At 67.6% G+C, this 1,428-nt stretch carries 1 protein-coding gene; it reads left to right on the forward strand.

Going from position 1 to position 1,428, the window contains the following annotated elements; translation table 11 throughout:
• The first annotated feature begins 130 nt into the window (after positions 1-130).
• Positions 131-1,378, forward strand: a complete 1,248-nt coding sequence (locus IEX47_RS17830) for an IS256 family transposase (RefSeq protein WP_188785500.1) — start codon at positions 131-133, stop codon at positions 1,376-1,378.
• The last annotated feature ends 50 nt before the right edge of the window (positions 1,379-1,428 follow it).

Genomic DNA, 1,428 nt, shown 5'->3' on the forward strand with positions numbered 1-1,428 from the left:
AGTTGAGTCCCCGATAGTGGTGTAGCGCGGTCGCCGAGACCGTCGCCGGCGTGTACGGCAGACGAAGACGCGGCCACCGCGTGATCCTTCGAGTGAACCTCTCACAGCACTCTCGAATGGAGTCATCACGATGACCGCTGCTCACATTGTCGACCCTGCACGTCTGCTCGGCGAAGCACTCGCCGAAGCATCGCCTGATCTGATGCGCGATCTGTTGCAGACGATGATCAACGCCCTGCTGTCCGCTGACGCCGACTCGGTGGTGGGCGCCGAGTACGGCCGACCGACACCGGGCCGGGTCAGCCAGCGCAACGGCTACCGCCACCGCGACCTGGACACCCGGGTCGGCACGATCGATGTCGCGATCCCGAAGCTGCGTAAGGGGACCTACTTCCCCGAGTGGCTGCTGGAGCGCCGCAAGCGTGCCGAGGCCGCGCTGATCACGGTGGTCGCGGACTGCTACCTCGCCGGCGTGTCCACCCGCCGGATGGACAAGCTGGTCAAGACCCTGGGCATCGACTCGCTGTCGAAGTCCCAGGTTTCCCGCATGGCCGCCGAGCTCGACGAGCACGTCGAGCAGTTCCGCCACCGGCCGTTGGATGCTGCGGGACCGTTCACTTTCGTGGCCGCTGACGCGTTGACGATGAAGCTCCGCGAAGGCGGCCGGGTCATCAACGCCGTCGTGCTCGTCGCCACCGGCGTGAACGGTGACGGGCACCGCGAGGTACTCGGGATGCGCGTGGCCACCGCTGAGACCGGTCCAGTCTGGAACGAGTTCTTCGCCGACCTCGTCGCTCGCGGCCTGACCGGGGTCCGCCTGGTCACCAGCGACGCTCACGCAGGTCTGGTCGAGGCGATCGCGGCGAACCTGCCCGGCGCATCCTGGCAGCGCTGCCGCACCCACTACGCCGCGAATCTCATGTCGGTGACGCCCAAGAGCATGTGGCCGGCGGTCAAGGCAATGCTGCACTCGGTCTACGACCAGCCCGACCGCCCCGCGGTCCACGCCCAGTTCGACCGGCTCCTGGACTACGTCGACGGCAAGCTCCCCGAGGTCCACGACCACCTCGACACCGCCCGCGCCGACATCCTCGCGTTCACCGGCTTCCCGAAGGACGTATGGACCCAGATCTGGTCCAACAACCCCGCCGAGCGCCTCAACCGTGAGATCCGCCGCCGCACCGACGCCGTGGGCATCTTCCCCACCCGCGCGGCGATCGTGCGCCTCGTCGGAGCAGTGCTCGCCGAGCAGACCGACGAATGGGCCGAAGGCCGCCGCTACCTCGGACTCGAGGTCCTCGCCCGTTGCCGCGTCAACATCGTCCCCACCAGCGAACCCGAGATCGGAGCCAATGACCTGCCCGCCCTGATCGCCTGACCAACCCAAACGAAGGAACGCAGCGCTACACCACTACCCGGGACTTGACC

The organism is Nocardioides phosphati, from assembly GCF_014646375.1.
GTDB classification, from domain to species: Bacteria; Actinomycetota; Actinomycetes; order Propionibacteriales; family Nocardioidaceae; genus Nocardioides; species Nocardioides phosphati.